Source organism: Mycobacterium sp., assembly GCF_049281135.1.
Taxonomy (GTDB): domain Bacteria; phylum Actinomycetota; class Actinomycetes; order Mycobacteriales; family Mycobacteriaceae; genus Mycobacterium.
The window spans coordinates 1-2797 of record NZ_JBAPRN010000150.1; the positions used below are offsets into that span (position 1 = coordinate 1).

General features: G+C 61.4%; 2 protein-coding genes. One reads left to right on the forward strand and one right to left on the reverse strand.

From position 1 onward, the window contains the following. The coding region (locus WAN02_RS06325; RefSeq protein ID WP_422263314.1) for an exonuclease domain-containing protein at positions 1–1346 on the reverse strand (1346 nt) is incomplete at its 3' end. Between the two features lie 501 nt (positions 1347–1847). Here WAN02_RS06325 and WAN02_RS06330 point away from each other — a divergent pair. Then, positions 1848–2797: phospholipase D-like domain-containing protein (locus WAN02_RS06330; RefSeq protein WP_422263315.1), on the forward strand; the 950-nt coding region annotated here is incomplete at its 3' end.

The following is a 2797-nucleotide window of genomic DNA, read 5'->3' on the forward strand; positions in this document are numbered from 1 at the left end:
GTCTTCACCCAGCTGGCGATCAGGGCATGGTTCACCGATAACACGCCGGGCGCCTTATCGAGGCCCTTGAGCTGTTGGATCAGCGGGCAAACATGTGCCCAGTTGCAGTGGGTCCGCTCGCATCCGCCGGCATTGGTGCGCAACCGCGCCCGGGTGCGCGCATAACGGGTATCGTGATGGCGTATGGTGTCGTCGGTGACGTCATCCCAAGTACCGGTTGGCGATACGGCGATGGCGCGCAATGCGACCGCCAATGCCAGTCCCGATGAATCGCGGTCGGATAGCGCGTCTTCGAGTTCGCGTGTGCAGACGTAGTTCCCCACACCCTGGATCTGCCGGAACGGCGCGCGCAGTAATTTTTCGTCCTGCAGGCGGGCGGCCTCGTCACGCAACTGGCCTTGCAGTGCCTTTGTCGCTGTAGCGATTACCACGGGCTGCCCGCGCTGCGAGGCACGTCCGATCGCTGGCAAGAGATAGGCCAGCGATTTGCCGGTACCAGTCGGAGCTTCCACTGCGAGACGTCCGCCGCGATCAAACACTTCGGACACGGCGTGTGCCATCTCCTGCTGTGCTGCGCGAGGTCGAAGTTCACGCTGGGCCCCCAGCACACCGAAAGCGTCTCGCGTCGCCGACCAGGCGTCAGCGGCGGGTGATCCCGACGGCGCGAGCAAAGGGTCGGGCTGGCGAGTCAACGTCGAGAGGTCCGGGTTCGAGTCAAGTGGCGGCAGTAATGACACCAGCGGGTGATCAAACGCTTCGAGGACGCCGATAGCGAGCTGCCAGCTTGGGTCATTGACGTCGACGGTGGCGAGCAGCGAACGAATAACGGATGCGGTCGCGGCCGCATCGTCGAAGGCCCGGTGAGTGTTGTCGTGCGCGATGTCGAATCGCTGGGTGAGGTCCGCCAACGAACGATTGGGCATTGCGACATCGACAAGAGTCGCGAGATGAATGCTGTCCGCGGATTGTGGCCAGCGCGGTTGATCGATGCCGGCTCGCTTAGCCGCCTTATCTAGAAACGGGATGTCAAACGCGAGAAGATTCTGTCCGACGAGAAAGTCGATCGAGTCGAGCTGCATCTGCAGCAGCTGCATTGCCTGGTCGAAGGATGATTTCGTGCCGGAACTGTCGGTCGTTCGTACTACACCGTCAGGGAGTTGGACTGTCACGTTCGCGAGCGACGCCCCGTCCAAACGAATCAGCGCGATTTCACAGACGAAGTCCTTAGCGGGGTCGAGACCTGTGGTTTCTATGTCGAGCACCGCCACGCGCTCGATCGGGAAGCGCGAAAGGTTGGTGGGCCGGTACCAGTCGGCATCCTCGCTTTGATCTTCTGTCTCGTCCACAGTCGTTGTCGGCTCGGCAGCGGCGATGGAAAGCAATCCACTGGTTGTCAGGCAGAAGCGGGCGGGAAATCGATCTGGAAGTTGGGCAAGCCTCTCGATTGACTGAGTAAAACCCGCCGACTGTAGAGATTGACGTAGAGCCGCTGCAGATAGTGGCCCTCGCTCCGAAAGTGCCTGATAGGCGGACTCTACGGCGGGGGGCAGCGGAACATTGGACCCACTCACAGCGTCCGCACCGTCCCCGTGGCGGCGGCCAGCTCAACGTGGCGAGACCCGCGCGCGATCCACATTCGTACCCCCCGGGCTGGTCTCTGTTTCTGAAACGCCCGTACCAAAGGTCGAGCGAGATGGACGATACTTATAAGGCCCGACAAAGGTAAGCGTTTTGATCGGGTGAAGTTGCGGGGCCCCGGTCGGCCGGGGCCGCCGATCCGGCGTAAGAGTTTGGAGTATCCGAATCGTTGAACCGCCGGTGTCCGACGCATTCGCTAGCCTCCCGGTGTGGAGAATGGCCTTTACGATTCGCTGCTAACAGAACGGTTGAACCGGGAGCTCGCTGAGCGTCCTGAACTTCGATCTGAGATCGACTCGTTGGACGAGGGCGAGCAGCCCCTGGCCATCGCACGGCACCTGATGCGGATCATCGAGCGCTCCCTACACGCCGCTAGGACACCGAATGACCGGGCGGATTTAGTACACCGGGTCCTTGCTGCACTACCCGACACAGACGCCTTGGCTGAGGCGCTCCATCAACGTGAACCCGGCAAAATCGAGCGGCTCGCGGAGATTATGCCGGTAACCCAGCTCGGCGCTCAGCGCTTACCTCGGCCTGCCACTCCGTTGTCTGACACGGCACTGATGACCAACGCGCAGAATGAACCGACGCTGGCGGCGGAGCTGCGGGCCGAGCTCGTCAGTGCCGATCACGTGGATCTTTTGTGCGCCTTCGTGAAATGGCAAGGCCTACGTCTGCTCGAAGCGGAACTCAACGAGCTTCGCGCCCGCAAGGTCCCGCTGCGAGTCATCACAACAACTTATTTGGGCGCAACCGATGCCCGCGCTCTTGATGCACTAGTCGATGAGTTCGGTGCAGAAGTGCGGGTCAACTACGAGACTGATCGCACCCGGCTGCACGCGAAAGCGTGGCTACTGCGACGCAACACAGGCTTTCACACCGCTTACGTAGGCTCAAGCAATTTGTCGCACGCCGCCCTGGTCGACGGTCTGGAGTGGAACGTTCGGCTATCTGCAGTATCTACACCGCATCTCCTGGAGAAGTTCCGCGCGACCTTCGAATCTTATTGGGAGAACCGGGAGTTCATGTCTTATCTGCCGTCGGAGGACGGTGAGCGCCTGCGTGCAGCGCTTGCCGTCGCATCTGGCGGACGGCAGCGTGACGGAATTACCGTCACGTTGTCCGGCCTTGAGGTGACTCCTAAGCCGTTCCAGGC